This is a genomic window from Corynebacterium sp. HMSC072G08, assembly GCF_001809185.1.
Classification (GTDB): Bacteria; Actinomycetota; Actinomycetes; order Mycobacteriales; family Mycobacteriaceae; genus Corynebacterium; species Corynebacterium phoceense.
Window position 1 is genome coordinate 18,375 of record NZ_KV796424.1, and the last position, 15,736, is coordinate 34,110.

Sequence of the window (15,736 nt, forward strand, 5' to 3'; positions counted from 1 at the left end):
CTAGCGGCGACGCATCGTTTTTCCGGCAGGCCGGTCGTTTCGGGACATATTTTCATCACGATCGTAGAGACCTTCGCGGCGGGCAACACGCGTGATGCGCTGTGCCGTGACCGGCGCCGTCGCAAGCGCGAAGAGCCCGAGCAGGAGCAGCAATCCTAAGTCGCTGCGCTGTGCCACGCTGAACTCCGGCGAGCCGACCACGCGGATGAACGCGCCCAGGAGCACGAGGACTAAGCCGATGGTCTGCGGCTTGGCCACCGCATGGACGCGCGCCATCGTGTCACGGAAGCGTATAGTGCCCAGCGCGGCCGCGAGGACGAAGAAAGACCCGGCGAGCACGAGGACGAGCGAGATGATGTCGGTGATCATTGGTTGTCCCTCCTGCGGAAGCGGGTGACGGCGACGGTCGAGATGAAGCCAAGCAGCGCGATGACGAGCATCGCGTTGACCACGGTCGTATCCAGTGACCAGCAGATATACGTGGCGAGCGCGCATTGGAAGGCGGCCACGAAGCCATCCATGCCCACGAGCCGGTCGAGAGAGTTCGGGCCGGTAATTATGCGCCAGACGATCACGAGGAAGGACACCGTCATCATCGCCGCGGCCACCGCGAGGCCCCAGTCATACAGCGTGTCGGGCATCTAGACGCTCCTTTCAAAGATGGCAATCATGGCGCGCTCCAGCTTGCCGATGCTCCCCAGAGCCCGCTCGATGTCAAGCTCATTGTCTGCTTCCAAGATGTGGACGGTGAGCATGCGTCCGGCGATATCAATATCCGTCACCGTCCCACCCGGCTGGAGGTTGTAGAGGAAGACTGCGAGAGCCAGGACGAACTCGTTGTCCACGCGCATGGGCGCGGTGAGGATGGCCGTGCGCGGCGGGGCGGCCGGCCGGATGGCCAGCCACGCCACCTTGAGCGAAGCCACCAAAAAATCCCAGAGCCACACGCCGATGAACCGGACAAGCAGGCCCCACGAGATGTCAAGGCCGCCCACCGGCATGGCAGGCAGCGGCAGGAGGTAGGTCACCGCGAGGCCCACGAGCACGCCGCCCACGACATTGGCCACGGTGAGCTCGCCCATGAGCAGGCACCACATGACGAGGATCCACACGATAAACCACGGGCGGAACCGGTGCTGCACGCCACTGAGTCGGCCACTAATTTTTTCGTTGAGGTGCGGCAACTGTGCTCTCATCGCGGCTCCTTCTTTTCAATGTCCGCCGAGCCCTCATCAACGGGAGCGGCGCTCGTGGGCGAGGCCGTTGCCGTCGCCGGGGCCGTGGACAGGCCCGGCGCCGGGTCCTTGAGTGAGGCGCGGCGCTCGCCCAAAGAGTCTGCGCCGCGTTCGGCGTTCTCGTGGCCCTCCGCGTAGCGCTCCTTTTGGTCGAGACGGCGCGTGGGATTCTCGGACGTCTCGCCGAGTACTGCGTAGCGGTAGATGCCGTCATCCTGCGCTGACTCCGCCGCGCGCGAGGTCACGCCGGAGATGGGGCCAGCGAGCACCGTAATGGCCACCGAGGCAGCGACCAGCAGCGTGGTGGCGCCGATCATGCCGGAGGGGATGCGGGAGGGGGCATCGGCAGGCTGGGCGGGCTCATGGTAATCCGGGGCGTCTGCGCGGTCGCGGACGAAGGCCTTGGCCCAGACGACCATCATGACGTAGAGCGTGAGCAGCGAGGTCGCGACGGCGCCGACGATGAGCACCCACGCGAGCAGCGAGCCGTCGTTCGCGGCTGCCTGGAGCAGGATGATTTTGCCCAAGAAGCCCGAGAACGGCGGGATGCCGCCCAGGTTGATGGCTGGGATGAAGTAGAGGACCGCGACAAGCGGCGCGGTGTACATGAGCGAGCCCAACCGGCGCATCGAGGACGTGCCCGCCTGGCGCTCGATAAGGCCGACAACGAGGAAGAGCGCCGTCTGCACCAGAATGTGGTGGACCGCGTAGAAGATGGCGCCGGACAGGCCCTGTGCGGAGCCGAGCGAGACGCCGAAGATCATGTAGCCGATGTGGCTCACCAGCGTAAAGGACAGCAGACGCTTGATGTCAGCCTGCGCCATGGCGCCGAGGATGCCCACCACCATCGTGGCGAGCGCGACCCACATGAGCAGCGTGTCGAGCGTGCCATCTGTGAACACGGAGGTGCGCATGCGAATGATGGCGTACACGCCGACCTTGGTGAGAAGGCCCGCGAAGACGGCCGTGACGAGCGCCGGCGCGGTGGGGTAGGAGTCCGGCAGCCACGCGTCGAGCGGCACTATGGCGGCCTTGATGCCGAACGCGATGAGAAGCACGCCGAAGATGGCGGCCTGCGTGCCGCCCGGGATGTCGTTCATGCGCTCGCCGATCTGCGCCATGTTCATCGTGCCCACCGCCGCGTAGACGAGCGCGAGGCCCACGACGAAGACCATGGACGAGGTCATCGACACCATGACGTAGCCTACGCCCGCGCGCACGCGCGCCGGGGACGCGCCGAGGGTGAGCAGCACGTAGGACGCCACGAGGAAGATCTCGAAGCCAACGTAGAGGTTAAACAAGTCGCCAGCGAGGAAGGAGACGTTAATACCCATGGACAGCAGCATGTACGTGGGCAAGAAGACCGCGACGGGGGAGTCGCGGTCGCCGTCCCGGATGCCCTGCGCGATGGCGTACCACATGACGGAGAAGAGCACGATGGACGACGTGAAGAGCATGATTGAGCTCAACCGGTCCGCGACGAGCGTGATACCCACCGGGGCGTCCCATCCGCCGACCTGGATGGCCTGGATGCCGTAGAAATCCGCGATGACGATGAGCAGTGCCGCCACGCCCGCGCTGGCGAGCAGCGCGAAGAAGGCGAGGGTGCGCTGTACCCACGGCACGCGGGCGAAGAGCATGGCGAGCGCCGCCGCCACCGCCGGAATGATGATCGGCAGCGGGATGAGATAACCCACGAACGGGTAGACGACCTCGGCCAGGCCGTGCAGCGGCTCAGTCATCGCTGTCTCCCTTCGCGGTGCCTTCCGGCTTCTTCTTATGGTGTTTCTCTGGGCCTTTCACCGGCTCCTCAAAGGACGAGGGGCCGAAGGCGTCGCCCTTGTCCGTGTCCCTGCCTGTCGTGGGGTCGGAGGACGCGTCGACGTCTGGCGAGATCGTCGAGGTTGACCGGCCCACGCTCGCCGCGATGGCTGCGTCTTCCGTGTCGTCCTCGATGACGTCCGCCGTGCGGTAGCGGTACTGGCGATAGGCCAGCGTGAGGATGAAGCCCGTCATTGCCATGGAAATGACGATGGCCGTGAGGATCATGCCCTGCGCCAGCGGGTCTGCGATCTGTTCGCCATACTGCGTGGATTCGCGCCCGGTAATGGGCGGGGACCCCGGCTCGCCGCCTGCCTGGAGCATGAGCAGGTTCGCGCCGTTGCCAATGAGCAGGATGCCCATGAGCATTTTCGTCATCGCGCGGTCGAGTAGCAGGTAGACGCCCGCCGCGACGGACACGCCCGAGGCGAGCAAGAGGAGGAGATTGGCGGTCATGATGTCTCCTTTCCTGTGCTTGTCGTCGCTGTTGCGGTGGATGCCGTGGCCTGTGCCGGCGCGTTCGTCGGCTTGCGGCCGGCTTGGTGGCGCATTTGTAGTTGGAGCGAGCGCTTGCGGTCGCGGGCGCGCTGCTTACGTGCCTCCTCTTCCTCGTCGAGCTTGCCGCCAAGCGAGGTAAGGATGTGCATGGTGAGCCCCACGACGATGATGTAGACGCCCGCGTCGAAGATGAGCGCCGAGGGCAGCGAGACCGCGCCGAGGAATGGCACCTCGAGCTTCGTATACGCCGTCGTCAACGGGGGCTGGCCCAAAAGCAGCGGCACGATGACGGAGACCGAGGAGGTAAGAAGGCCGGCGCCGAGCAGGCGGGCGGCATCGATAGGCAAAGCCTCCTCGAGCTCCTCGCGCCCGCCCGCGAGGTAGCGCAGCGTGAACGCGAGCGAGGCCACGAGGCCGCCCGCAAAACCGCCGCCGGGCGCGTTGTGGCCGGCGAAGAAGAAGTAGAGCGAAAGCGCCATCATGGACGGGAAGAGCAGGCGCGTGATGACGTCGATCATGAGCGAGCGGTTCTGGCGTTGCTCCGACTCGGAGCCCACGGCCAGCCAGCGGCGGCCCACTGCACGCAGCGTGGGGCGGCGCGAGGAGCGCGTGAAGGACTGCGTGCGGTAGATGAGCGAGGCCACGCCCGTCGCCGCGATGACGAGGACGGTGACTTCGCCGAAGGTATCCCACGCGCGGATGTCCACGAGCAACACGTTTACCGTGTTCGCGCCGTGGCCAATCTCCTTGGCGAGCTTCGGCATGTATTCCGAAATCGGCGCGGCCGTGCGCGCGTTGATGGCGAACATGCCCGCCACCGAGACGGTGAGACCGACCGCGACGGACAGCCACGCACGCAGGCGGTTCATCTCCGGGCCCTGGCGCCATTCGACGTTGGCGGGCATCTTGCGCAGGACGAGCATGAAGAGCACCACGATGATGGTCTCGACGAGCAGCTGCGTGAGTGCCAGGTCCGGCGCGCCGTGAAGCGCAAAGATGAAGGAGAGCGCGTAGCCCGAAATGCCCACGACCAGCACGGCGGACAAGCGGTTGTGCATGGCCGTGGCCGCGATGGCCGCGGCCATCATGAGGACGGCCGCGATGGCCTGCCACGGGTTATCCGCCACGTGCATGCGCACATCCGTGAGGTCGCCGCCGACGAGGGCTGCCATCACGAGGAGGATGAGACACACGAAAATCGTGGTGAGGTTGAACTGCAGGGAGCCGCGCTGCGTCTGCGCCGTAATGCGCAAGGACGCGCGGCGCAGCCGGGCGAGGGTGGCATCGTATGCGTCGTCCGCGTTGCCCAGCGCCGGGGTGTCGAACTGCGCGGCGGCGACGAGTCCCCGCTGCCAGTGCATGAGGCAACCGGCCACAATGATAAACGCCGAGATGCCCAGCGGTAGCGTCCAGCCGTGCCACAGCTTGAGCGCGGACCCCTCGCCGAAGATCGGGTCGAGGTGCTGCGTGAGCCCATTGGATAGCGGTGCCGGCTGTGCGCCTAGGAAGATGGTGAGCACCGTGAGCACAGCCGGCGGGACCCACAGGGCGGGGCCGACGTGGTGCATCTTCTTCACGGCCGTGCTCGGGCCTTCGGTTCCCTTGGTCGCGAACGCGCCCCAGAGGAAGCGCAGTGCGTACGCCATGGTGAGGATGGAGCCGAGCACGACCGCGACGAGCATCATGTTGCGCGGCATGCCCGTGAGCAGCTCCTCGTGGAGAACCGTCTCCAGCGTCGCTTCTTTGGCGACAAAGCCGAGCAGTGGCGGCAGGCCCGCCATGGACAGCGCGGAGATGCCAGCGATAAGCGCCAGGACCGGTTGGCGCCGCCCCAGGCCGCTGAGCTTTCCGATGTCCCTTGTCCCCGACGCATGGTCGATGGCTCCGACCACCATAAAGAGGGTGGCCTTAAACAGCGAGTGCGCAAAGGTGAGCGCGAGCCCCGCTTGCAGCGCCTCGCGGGAACCAATGGCGACGACGGAGGTGATAAATCCCAGCTGGGAGACCGTGCCGTAGGCAAGAATGAGCTTTAAGTCGCGCTGCTTGAGCGCCATCCAGCCGCCCAGCAGCATGGTGAACAAACCGAGCGGGATGACCACGATGTGCCAAGCCGGGACGGTGTGGACCTCGGGGGAGAGGCGGGCGACCAAGTAGATGCCCGCCTTGACCATCGCGGCGGAGTGGAGATACGCGGAGACCGGCGTGGGCGCGGCCATCGCGCCGGGCAGCCAGAAGTGGGCGGGCGCGATGGCGGATTTGCTCAGAGCACCGGCGAGGACGAGGCACACGGACCAGGCGATATACGGGGTCGTCGCGATATCGGCCTGAAGGCTCGCGATGCCGCTGAACGTCCACACGCCCGACTGGCGGCCGAAGCCGATGATGCCGATGAGCATGGCCAGGCCGCCGAGGGTGGTGACCATGAGCGCCTGCTGCGCGGCGCGGCGCGAGGAGGCGCGCTCGCCGTAGTAGCTCACGAGCAGGAAGGACAGCAGCGAGGTCACTTCCCAGAAGACGTACATGAGCAGGAAGTTATCCGAGATGACGAGGCCGAACATGGCGGCGGCGAAGGCGACCATCTGGGAGGCGAACATCTCGAGACGCCGCCGGGGCGCCGCGCCGTCCGCGGGCGTGAAGTAGCCCCAGCAATAGAAAAGGACGAGCGCGCCCACGCCTAAGATGATGAGCGAGAACAGCCCGGCCAGCGGGTCGAGGCGCAGCTCGATGTCGAGGTGGGCCGCTGGCATCCATTCGATGCGCTGCTCGAGCGCGCCCGCGGCGAAGCGTTTCTCGACGAAGAGCTGGAGCACCCAGATGAATCCCGCGAGCGGAACGAGCGCGAGTAGGCCAAAGCCTGCACGTCCGCAGAGGCGTATGATAAGCGGTGCAGCCGCTGCGGTGCAGAAAAGTCCGAGCAGCAGAATGAGCACGCGCGCCTCCCTTTTGTTTTACGTCGCTTCAAGACTACAGCAATGCTGTTGTCTATGTGGCTGTTGTGACTGCAGCCCCTGCGCACAGCGCCGCGGCGTGCGCACGAAAATAGCCACAACCCCCGACGAAGGTTCCAGATCTCGAAAAATCCGGGCCTTATTCGGACGTTGTGGCTAACGCGCGCTGCGGGGCGGCTAGAAGCGGGTGAGGAAGAGGGCCTCGGCGATGGCGACGGCCTCAATCTCGGTCGGGTCCACGGACTCGTTCGCGGAGTGGATGACGGCCTTGGGCTCCTCGACCCCGTAGAGGATGATCTCGGCGTTGGGGTACTTCTCCTGCAGCTCGGTGGTGAGCGGGATAGAGCCGCCCATGCCCTGCGCGGTCGTCTCTGTGCCATAAGCCTCAGAAAAAGCCTCGGCGAACACGCGGGCTGCGGGCAGTTCGGGGTCCGTAGCAAAGCCCTGGTTGGCGTCCCATGAGGTGATCTCGATGTGGGCGCCCCACGGCACGTGGTTCTTGAGGTGCTCGATGAGCTTGGCCTCCGTGTCCGCGGCGGACATGTGGGCGGGCACGCGCAGGTTGAGCGCGGCCTCGGCGACATTGGCCACGGCGTTGACGGCCTCGGAGACCGGGGTGGAGGTAAAGCCGATGACGCTCACGGCCGGGCGGGACCACAGCATGGAGGCGATCTCGGTCTCGGTGGCGCCTTCGGAGGAGCCCTCGCCGGCGATGGCCACGCCGTCGAGCAGCTGCGCATCAGCACGGAAGTTGTCAGCGGGGTAGCCCTGGCCGTCCCAGGTATCGCGGCACTCCACGCCGTCGATGACGGTGCGGCCGTACTCGTCCGTGAGCGAGTCGAGCGTGCGCATGAGTGCCTTCACGGCGTCCGGGGCCGCGCCGCCGAACTGGCCGGAGTGGACGGCGGACTCGGCCGTCGTCACCTTGACGCGAACCTGGCCGCCGCCGCGCAGCGATGTGGTGAGCGTGGGCTGGCCCACGGCGGAGTTGCCGGCGTCGACGATGAGGATGGCGTCTGCGGCGAAGAGCTCCGGACGCTCCTCGATGAGCGCGGAAAGACCGGCGCCACCGCGCTCCTCAGAGCCCTCGACGAGGAACTTCAGGTTCAGCTTGGTGCCACCAGCTTCCTCGACCGCGCGCAACGCCGCGAGGTGCGCGGCGACGTTGCCCTTGCAGTCCGCTGCACCGCGGCCGAACCAGCGCGTCGTGCCATCGGCGTGCGCGCGCTCGGTCAACGTGAAGGGATCGGACTCCCACGCGGCCGGGTCACCGGCCGGGACGACGTCGTAGTGCGAGTAGAGCAGCACGGTCTTCGCACCCTCGTCACCCGGGCGGTTGCCCAGGACGGCGATGGAGCCGTCGGTGGTGGGGATGGACTCGACGCTAAAGGCGGCATCGGAAAGCGCGGCGGCAACCCACGCTGCGGCGTCCTTGTTGGCCTGCTCGTGGCCAGGCTCATTGTGGACGGAGGCGAAGCCAACGAGTTGGGACAGGTCCTGGAAAATCCGGGCGCGATCGCCGCGGACGGAGCTAGCAATATCAGTCATGGTTCCCACTATAGATGTGGCAATTCGGGCTATGGAGACTACCATTCGATAGGTTGAATTTTATCTTGAAAAGAAAGGACCTCGCATGGGCACACCAGTAGCCCCCGCCGGGACCGCGAAAAAGCCTGCATCGTTGCCGGAATTGACGCTGCGCGGCGTCATCATCGGCGGGCTTATCACCCTCGTGTTTACCGCCGCCAACGTCTACCTCGGCCTCAAAGTGGGCCTCACGTTCGCGACGTCGATTCCCGCCGCCGTCATCTCCATGGCCGTGCTCCGCAAGTTCAAGGGGCACAACATCAAGGAAAACAACATCGTGCAGACCATCGCGTCTGCTGCCGGTACGTTGTCCGCCATCATCTTTGTCCTCCCCGGCCTCGTTATGGTCGGCTACTGGACGGGATTCAGCTTCTTCGAGACGGCCGCGGTGTGTGCCATCGGCGGCATCCTCGGCGTCATGTACTCCATCCCGCTGCGCCGCGCGCTCGTTACCGGCTCGGACCTGCCCTATCCGGAGGGCGTCGCTGCGGCCGAGGTCCTTAAAGTCGGCGACGGTGACAGCGCAAACGGCGTCACGGACAAAGCAGGAGAGGAAAACGCCAAGGGCCTGCGCGTCATCCTCGTGGGCGGCGTCATCTCCGCCGCGATGTCCCTGCTCGCCGCGATGAAGGCTATCTCGTCCTCCGTCGCGGGCTACTTCAAGCTCGGCGCGGGCGCGACGACGCTTGGTACGAGCCTGTCCATGGCGCTTATCGGCGTGGGCCACTTGGTCGGCCTGCCTGTCGGTATCGCCATGCTCGTGGGCGTGTTCATCTCCTTTATTATCCTGCTGCCCATCCGCACCGCGGGCGATATCTCGGACGTCGCCGCGATGGCAGACATCGTCGACGAGGTCTTCTCCGGCGAGATCCGCTTCATCGGTGTCGGCACCATGGCGATTGCTGCCGTGTGGACGCTCATCAAGATCACTGGCCCCATCGCCAAAGGCATCTCCCAGTCCCTGGCTTCCTCGCGCAGCCGCAAGGCGGGCAACGCCGTGGACGTCACGGAGCGCGACATTCCGTTCCCGTACGTGGCCACCACCATCGTGGTCCTTATGCTGCCCATCGGCCTGCTGTTGTGGGACTTCCTCTCGCAGACCGATATTCACGAGCACGCCTTCGTGCTCATCGCGGTTTCCGTGCTGTTCACGCTCGTCCTCGGTCTCGTCATCGCCTCCGTCTGCGGTTACATGGCCGGCCTCATCGGCGCGTCGAACTCGCCGATTTCCTCCATCGGCATCATCGCCGTCGTCGCGGTCTCGCTCATCATCGCCGCCGTCATGCGCGGCGTGGACGCGAACCCGCTCTCGCTCGTGGCCTACACGCTCTTCTCGGCGGCCATTATCTTCGGCATCGCCACGATTTCGAACGATAACCTCCAGGACTTGAAGACCGGCCAGCTCGTGGGCGCGACGCCCTGGAAGCAGCAGGTCGCCCTCATTATCGGTGTCCTCTTCGGCTCCGTCGTCATTCCGCCCATCCTTCAGGTCATGCTCACCGGATTCGGCTTCCAGGGCATGGAGGGCGCCGGCGAGGACGCACTCGCCGCCCCGCAGGCTGCGCTTATGTCCTCGGTCGCCTCGGGCATCTTCGACAGCACGCTGGACTGGAACCTCATCTTCCTCGGCATGGGCATCGGCGCGGTCCTCATCGTTATCGACGAGGTTTTGCGCAAGACCACGGATAAGTACTCCCTCTCGCCGCTCGCCGTCGGCATGGGCATGTACCTGCCGGCCTCGCTCACGATCATCATCCCGATCGGCGCCATCCTCGGTACGTTCTACGACAACTGGGCCGCCAAGCAGGAGAGCGCCGAGGCTAAGAAGCGCCTGGGCACGCTGCTCGCCACCGGCCTCATCGTCGGTGAGTCCCTCTTCGGCGTCGTCAACGCCGGCCTCATCGCGGCGGACGGCGGCGCGTCCCCGCTCGAGTTCTTCTCCGGCGGAACCTACGCCGATATCCTGGGCATCATCGCCTTCATTGCGGCCGTGGCCTTCACCTACTGGTGGACTCGCCGCAAGGCTCGCGCCTAGCTTTCCGATGCCCCCTTTGCTCCAGGCTCGCCGGTTCCCGGCGGGCCTTTCGCGATCTCTCAGGGCATGCGCGTCATTTCTTGCACTCGGTGCGGGCGAGTGCCAGAATGGTCGCTAGCACTCGAGAATGGTCAGTGCTAAGAACGTGCACCTTTGAAGTTGAGGTTGGTTTACACTCGCCAGCCGCGCCGTCGCGGGCCTCTTTGAAGGGTGGGACGCTTGAGTGTCGTCTTCTTTCAACCACATAGACAAAAGACACCAATCAAGGAGTTAAAAAGACATGGCAAAGATCATTGCCTTTGACGAAGAGGCGCGTCGCGGCCTCGAGCGTGGCCTCAACACGCTGGCCGACGCTGTCAAGGTCACGCTCGGCCCCAAGGGCCGCAACGTCGTCCTGGAGAAGTCCTGGGGCGCCCCGACCATTACGAACGACGGCGTGTCCATCGCGCGCGAGATCGAGCTCGAGGATCCGTACGAGAAGATCGGCGCCGAGCTCGTCAAGGAAGTTGCCAAGAAGACGGATGACGTCGCAGGCGACGGCACCACCACCGCTACCGTCCTGGCTCAGGCGCTCGTCCGCGAGGGCCTGCGCAACGTAGCCGCCGGCTCCAACCCGATGGGCATCAAGCGCGGCATCGAGACCGCCACCAAGGCCGTCGTTGACGCCTTGCTCTCTTCCGCCACGGAGGTCGAGACCCAGGAGCAGATCGCCACGACCGCTGGCATCTCCGCCGCTGACCCGGCCATTGGCGAGAAGATCGCCGAGGCTATGTACACCGTGGGCAACGGCTCCGTGAACAAGGACTCCGTCATCACTGTCGAGGAGTCCAACACCTTCGGCGTCGACCTTGAGGTTACCGAGGGTATGCGCTTCGACAAGGGCTACATCTCCGGCTACTTCGCCACTGACATGGAGCGTCAGGAGGCCGTCCTCGAGGATCCGTACATCCTTCTGGTCTCCTCCAAGATCTCCAACATCAAGGACCTCGTCCCGGTCCTCGAGAAGGTCATGCAGACCGGCAAGCCGCTGCTCATCATCGCTGAGGACGTCGAGGGCGAGGCCCTGTCCACCCTCGTCGTCAACAAGATTCGCGGCACCTTCAAGTCCGTTGCCGTGAAGGCACCGGGCTTCGGCGACCGCCGCAAGGCCACCCTGCAGGACATGGCTATCCTCACCGGCGGCCAGGTCATCTCCGAGGAGGTCGGCCTCTCCCTCGAGACCGCCGAGCTCGAGTTCCTCGGCCAGGCCCGCAAGGTCGTCGTCACCAAGGACGACACCACCATCGTTCAGGGCGCCGGCTCCCAGGAGCAGATCGACGGCCGCATCAAGCAGATTCGCGCCGAGATTGAGAACTCTGACTCTGACTACGACCGTGAGAAGCTCCAGGAGCGCCTGGCTAAGCTCTCCGGCGGCGTGGCCGTCCTCAAGGTCGGCGCTGCTACCGAGGTCGAGCTCACCGAGCGCAAGCACCGCATTGAGGACGCCGTCCGCAACGCGAAGGCTGCCGTCGAAGAGGGCATTGTCGCCGGCGGTGGCGTCGCCCTCCTGCAGGCTGCCAAGGCTCTGGACTCCCTGTCTGATCTCAAGGGCGACGAGGCCACTGGCGTGAAGATCGTCCGCGAGGCACTGTCCGCACCGCTTAAGCAGATTGCGTTGAACGCTGGCTTCGAGCCGGGCGTCGTGGCTGACAAGGTCGCCAACCTTAAGGCTGGCGAAGGCCTCAACGCCGCCACCGGCGAGTACGTCGACCTCATGGCCGCGGGCATCAACGACCCGGTCAAGGTCACCCGCTCTGCGCTGCAGAACGCTGCATCCATCGCCGCGCTCTTCCTCACCACTGAGGCTGTCGTTGCTGACAAGCCGGAGCCGGCCGCACCGGCCGCTCCTGGCGCTGACGAGATGGGCGGCATGGGCTTCTAAGCCCCGCCCCTCGCGTCTCCACGCGCCCGCCGTACTCCTTACTTGTAAAGAGGAGCGCGGCGGGCGCTTTTGCGCGTTTGGGGCCGCGCTAGTTCTGTACGCGTGCCTGGCCCTCAGGCGGCCGCAGCGTGCACAGCGCCTCCGGCTTCTCGCGGCACGTGACGGCTTTACTTGAGTAACATCCGTAACATTTGGAACGACACGCCGTGTTGCACAGTCGTGTCCTCATTGCCGTCGAAAGCATGCGGGAACGCCGACTCAGCCCGCTCCAAAGCCGCTGCCGCGGCGAAGTTTACCCCCATTAGACACCCCCGTTTACTCGCTGAAGGTTAACACCGGGTTAACCAAATTTAAGGTTGCGGTCCGATTAAATCGGACACAGTGTGGTGGGTGTTACGGGGAGCTGCCAAAAAAAGAATGACTAAATTGGCGGTATTTTATATTCGTGCAGGTGGGGGCGTTTCTTAGTGTTGTCTGTGTGGTGAGTGAGAAAGTGTACGGTGTGATTTAGACGACGTATGGATGGGAGAATTGCATCAGAATTTCCGTTTGACGCGTCAGCAAAATGTGCCACAATAATCCTCGTGACATCCACTGCGGGATGTCGTAAAAACCGTTTATTCACATCCCCGACTCCTGTAGTTGGGTACATCTAAAGGAGACACACATGGATCTCTCTTTCGTCACCGAGCAGCTGGACAACTTCTCCACCTTCGGCAAGGCTATTCACGACCTGTTCACTGGCTTTGCGAAGTTCGCTGGCAACATGAACACCATGATCAATGGTTCCGACGCCCTGACCGAGAAGACCTCCGGCGTCTTCGAGGGCCTGTCCTCCAAGTCTGAGGCCTAATTCAACCTTGCGGGCGTGAGCATGCGCCCGTGTACCTAACTTTCACAACCCTTAAAGGAGTAATCACATGGAGTTCTTCAAGCTTTCTGCCGAAGGTACCTGGACCGGCCAGCTGCTTCTTCTGCTGAAGCAGCTCGCTGACATGGCTGGCAACGTCTCTGACCTCATCGGTCTGACCCAGTAGTAGATTTCGCCTCGAGCGACTAACTGCTGCCCGCGCTGTGTGCGCGGGCTTTTGCAGTTTTCGTCTTTTTGGCGGGTCTGCGCAGTGGGGGCGGGGAGGGGTGAATTTCACCGGGGGTTCACCTCCCATGCGGGCACTTTAGGGCGATTTTAGGAGTAAAATGTCATGCATGGCTGATATTAAAGACGACGAGCTTCCCGAGATTGACCTTGCACAGACCGACGGCTACGTCGTTGACGACTCTGACGAGGATGATCCCTCGCTCATCATGCCGGATGGCTCTCCGGTGGAGACGTGGCGCGAGAACTACCCGTATGAGGAGCGCATGACGCGTGACGAGTACGAGGTGACGAAGCGCGCCCTGCAGATTGAGCTGCTGAAGTGGCAGAACTGGACCAAGGAAACTGGCCAGCGCCACATCATTATTTTTGAGGGTCGCGACGCTGCTGGCAAGGGCGGCACCATTAAGCGTTTCAACGAACACCTCAATCCGCGTGGCGCACGCACGGTGGCGCTTGAGAAGCCGTCGCCGCGTGAGTCCACCTCGTGGTACTTCCAGCGCTACATCCAGCACTTCCCGGCCGGCGGCGAGATCGTCTTCTTTGACCGCTCCTGGTACAACCGCTCCGGCGTCGAGCGCGTCATGGGTTTCTGCACCGAGTCGCAGCACGCGGAGTTCCTCCGTGAGGTGCCGATGCTCGAGAACATGATTCTGGGTTCGGGTATTTCGCTCACCAAGCTGTGGTTCTCCGTGACCCGCAAGGAGCAGCGCACCCGCTTCGCGATTCGCCAGATTGACCCGGTGCGCCAGTGGAAGCTGTCACCGATGGACCTCGCGTCCCTCGACAAGTGGGACGACTACACCCGCGCCAAGGAAGAGCAGTTCCGCTACACGGATACCGACGAGTCTCCGTGGATCACCATTAAGTCGAATGACAAGAAGCGCGCCCGCATTAACGCCATGCGCTACGTGCTCTCCAAGTTCGAGTACACGAACAAGGACCACTCCGTGGTCGGCGAGCCGGACGAGCACATCGTTAAGCGCGGCCGCGACCAAATCGGCGACTAGTCACGCTTAGCTGGATTCCGCGCCTGCGGTAAACGCAACGAAGAGCCTCTTCCTTTTGGAAGCGGCTCTTTTTGCATATGCAGGTGAGTGCCGAGGGGGCGATGCTTGACATATGCGGATTGTTTTCATTTATTTCATGTCGTTCACGTTGATGTAACGGACAATTTAGAAAATTTGTTGCTTAAACCACACGCGGCCTAGCGATAATGTTTTAGAATCGAAAACGTCCGTATCTCCCCTTAACCCAAGGAAATATTATGTCCTCTAAGCTCACCCGCGGCGTTATCGCTGCTGCCACCTCCGTTGCTCTGGCCACCAGCGGCGCTGTCGCTGCTCCGGTCGCCCTCGCTGAGTCTTCTGACGCTGCAGCATCCGGCTCTGCTACTGCTGCCAATACCGGTTCCTCCACCGCCGGCTACGTCATCTCCTCGGTCCTCGGCGTGGCTATTTCCGTGGCCTTCTGGGGCACCGTGTACAACACCCTCGTCGGCCGCGGCACCATCCAGGGCCAGAAGATTCCGTACTTCCCGGCTCTTTAAGTAGTACGCGGTACGGTGCTTCACGGCGGCGCTTTCCGGAAGGAAGGCGCCGCCTTCTCGCGTTTTAAGCCAAGGGAGAAATCCGCGGCGCGGGCGCGGGCTCCATCCCGTCGCTCGTGGGGCGGTAGGTGCCGCGGGCGGCCAGATGGGGATGGTCGAGTACGTCGTCAGGGGAGACGACTTCGGCGACGCACGCATCGGTGCCGCGGAAAATCTTTACCCACTCGGCCTGGGTCTTCGTGACGAAGACCTCGGCGAAGCGCTGGGCCACGCGTGGCCACTCGGCTTGGTCGTTCTGGTCAATCCCTGCTAGTTCGTTCGTGAGGTCGAGGAGCCGTAGTAGTTCGGCGTAGAACTGCGGCTCGATGGCGCCTACAGACATCCACTTCCCGTCGGACGTCTTGTACACGGTGTAGAACGGCGCGCCGCCGTCGAGCACGTTCGTGCCGGTTGGGCCCCACTGGCCGGCATTCCTAAAGGCGTGGAGCATTGCCGTCAAGGAGGCCGCGCCGTCCACAATGTTGGCGTCCACCACGGCGCCCTCACCGGTGGTCTGTGCGTGCACGAGGGCGGCGAGGAGGCCGGAGACGAGGTACATCGAGCCGCCGCCGAAGTCGCCCATGAAGTTCAGCGGCGGCACGGGGCGTCCGTCGGGCGCGGCGATAGCGCCGAGTGCGCCGGAGATGGCGATGTAGTTGATATCGTGCCCGGCTGTTTGCGCGAGCGGTCCGTCCTGGCCCCAGCCCGTCATGCGGCCGTAGACGAGCGCGGGGTTGCGGGAGGCGGCATCGGAAGGCCCGAGGCCGAGACGCTCCGCGACGCTGGGGCGGAAGCCCTCGATGAGGAGCTGGGCGTCGGTGATGAGGTCGAGAACGCGGGCGACATCATCGGGGTCCTTGAGGTTGGCCTCAAGGGTTTCCTGGCCGCGGTAGAGAACGCCATGCGGGACGATGTCCGCCGGATTGCCGGGGCGCACGACGCGGATGACGCGCGCGCCCATGTCTGCGAGAATCATTGCGGCTCTTCCGGTTTTAGAGTGCATTGAT

At 64.2% G+C, this 15,736-nt stretch carries 13 protein-coding genes; 5 read left to right on the forward strand and 8 right to left on the reverse strand.

The features are described from left to right. The 7 genes from HMPREF2559_RS06985 to HMPREF2559_RS07015 all read right to left on the reverse strand — a co-directional run bounded on the left by HMPREF2559_RS06985 (nucleotide 1) and on the right by HMPREF2559_RS07015 (nucleotide 8,050). On the reverse strand, nucleotides 1-369 hold the full coding sequence (locus HMPREF2559_RS06985) for a monovalent cation/H(+) antiporter subunit G (RefSeq protein WP_066492889.1): 369 nt from the start codon (nucleotides 367-369) through the stop codon (nucleotides 1-3). Then, nucleotides 366-641, reverse strand: a complete 276-nt coding sequence (locus HMPREF2559_RS06990; RefSeq protein ID WP_066492890.1) for a monovalent cation/H+ antiporter complex subunit F — start codon at nucleotides 639-641, stop codon at nucleotides 366-368. The genes HMPREF2559_RS06985 and HMPREF2559_RS06990 overlap by 4 nt, the downstream gene beginning before the upstream one ends. Then, entirely contained in the window at nucleotides 642-1,196 is a 555-nt protein-coding gene (locus HMPREF2559_RS06995) for a Na+/H+ antiporter subunit E (RefSeq protein ID WP_066492892.1), read from the reverse strand. Further along, nucleotides 1,193-2,977 carry a Na+/H+ antiporter subunit D gene (locus HMPREF2559_RS07000; RefSeq protein ID WP_066492895.1) on the reverse strand — a complete coding sequence of 595 codons (1,785 nt, stop codon included), beginning with the start codon at nucleotides 2,975-2,977 and terminating at the stop codon, nucleotides 1,193-1,195. The genes HMPREF2559_RS06995 and HMPREF2559_RS07000 overlap by 4 nt, the downstream gene beginning before the upstream one ends. Next, complete coding sequence (locus tag HMPREF2559_RS07005) at nucleotides 2,970-3,512, reverse strand: Na(+)/H(+) antiporter subunit C (RefSeq protein WP_066492897.1); 543 nt, start codon at nucleotides 3,510-3,512, stop codon at nucleotides 2,970-2,972. The genes HMPREF2559_RS07000 and HMPREF2559_RS07005 overlap by 8 nt, the downstream gene beginning before the upstream one ends. Continuing rightward, entirely contained in the window at nucleotides 3,509-6,484 is a 2,976-nt protein-coding gene (locus HMPREF2559_RS07010) for a Na+/H+ antiporter subunit A (protein WP_070540082.1), read from the reverse strand. The genes HMPREF2559_RS07005 and HMPREF2559_RS07010 overlap by 4 nt, the downstream gene beginning before the upstream one ends. 195 nt (nucleotides 6,485-6,679) lie before the next feature. Next, the gene (locus HMPREF2559_RS07015; protein WP_066492901.1) at nucleotides 6,680-8,050 is read right to left on the reverse strand and encodes a dipeptidase; all 1,371 of its coding nucleotides are present in this window, start codon (nucleotides 8,048-8,050) and stop codon (nucleotides 6,680-6,682) included. Nucleotides 8,051-8,135: 85 nt separating this feature from the next. On the opposite strand from HMPREF2559_RS07015, the gene HMPREF2559_RS07020 reads away from it, so the two are divergent. The 5 genes from HMPREF2559_RS07020 to HMPREF2559_RS07040 all read left to right on the forward strand — a co-directional run bounded on the left by HMPREF2559_RS07020 (nucleotide 8,136) and on the right by HMPREF2559_RS07040 (nucleotide 14,690). Beyond that, nucleotides 8,136-10,124, forward strand: a complete 1,989-nt coding sequence (locus HMPREF2559_RS07020) for an OPT family oligopeptide transporter (protein WP_066492902.1) — start codon at nucleotides 8,136-8,138, stop codon at nucleotides 10,122-10,124. Between the two features lie 280 nt (nucleotides 10,125-10,404). Beyond that, nucleotides 10,405-12,045 carry a chaperonin GroEL gene (gene groL / locus HMPREF2559_RS07025; protein WP_066492904.1) on the forward strand — a complete coding sequence of 547 codons (1,641 nt, stop codon included), beginning with the start codon at nucleotides 10,405-10,407 and terminating at the stop codon, nucleotides 12,043-12,045. A gap of 667 nt (nucleotides 12,046-12,712) precedes the next feature. Next, on the forward strand, nucleotides 12,713-12,898 hold the full coding sequence (locus HMPREF2559_RS07030; protein ID WP_066492906.1) for a PorH family porin: 186 nt from the start codon (nucleotides 12,713-12,715) through the stop codon (nucleotides 12,896-12,898). A gap of 353 nt (nucleotides 12,899-13,251) precedes the next feature. Beyond that, nucleotides 13,252-14,151 (forward strand): polyphosphate kinase 2, encoded by a 900-nt coding sequence (gene ppk2, locus HMPREF2559_RS07035; RefSeq protein WP_066492907.1) that lies wholly within the window; start codon nucleotides 13,252-13,254, stop codon nucleotides 14,149-14,151. Between the two features lie 257 nt (nucleotides 14,152-14,408). After that, a complete protein-coding gene (locus tag HMPREF2559_RS07040) occupies nucleotides 14,409-14,690 on the forward strand; it encodes a hypothetical protein (RefSeq protein ID WP_066492908.1) in 282 nt (93 codons plus the stop codon). Between the two features lie 64 nt (nucleotides 14,691-14,754). Here HMPREF2559_RS07040 and HMPREF2559_RS07045 read toward each other — a convergent pair. Next, a partial coding sequence (locus HMPREF2559_RS07045; RefSeq protein ID WP_148138789.1) for a CaiB/BaiF CoA transferase family protein occupies nucleotides 14,755-15,736 on the reverse strand: 982 nt, incomplete at its 5' end.